Origin of the sequence: Rhodococcus phenolicus (assembly GCF_001646785.1) — a bacterium.
GTDB classification, from domain to species: domain Bacteria; phylum Actinomycetota; class Actinomycetes; order Mycobacteriales; family Mycobacteriaceae; genus Rhodococcus; species Rhodococcus phenolicus.
Window position 1 is genome coordinate 1 of the sequence record NZ_LRRH01000218.1, and the last position, 636, is coordinate 636.

Annotated in this window: 1 pseudogene; it reads right to left on the reverse strand. The window is 65.4% G+C overall.

The features are described from left to right. Nucleotides 1-636: pseudogene (locus A8G15_RS29000) on the reverse strand (2-isopropylmalate synthase); the annotation flags it as partial.

The window sequence follows — 636 nt, forward strand, 5'->3', positions numbered from 1 at the left end:
CGAGTCGGCATACACGTTCGGGGTGGCCATCTCCACCGTTGCCGGCAGGTTGATGATCACCGGGTTCTCGGGGGTCGCGCCCAGGGTCGCGACGACCGCGTCGCACACGTCCTTGGCGTACGACAGCTCGGTGCCGGTGTACGACTCGGGCGAGTATTCCCAGCGCCAGTTCGTGTCGGGGTGGTTCTTCGCCTCTTCCAGCACCAGCTCGGCGGCATCCGTCGCGATCTTCTTGACGGTGTCCTTGTCGGCCTTGAACACGACCCGGCGCTGCAGGATCGACGTCGAGTTGTAGAAGTGGACGATCACGTTGCTCGCACCGGATCCCGCGGACGAAATCGAAGTCGGTCTGGCTCGCGGACGGGAAGCCGACCTCGATCTCCTTGTAACCCATCCGCACCAGCAGGTCGAACATGCGGCGCTTGCGGGCCGGGCTCATCGGATCGATCAGGGCCTGGTTGCCGTCACGCAGGTCGACGGCGCACCACTGGGGCGCCCGGTCGATGATCTTGTCGGGCCACGTGCGGTCCGTCAGGGTGATCGACTCGACCTCCTCCGCGAACGGCAGGTAGCGGTACGTCGGCATGGACGAGTTCTTCTGCTTGTTCCACCCCGGCTGGTCTGCGGGTGCGGGTT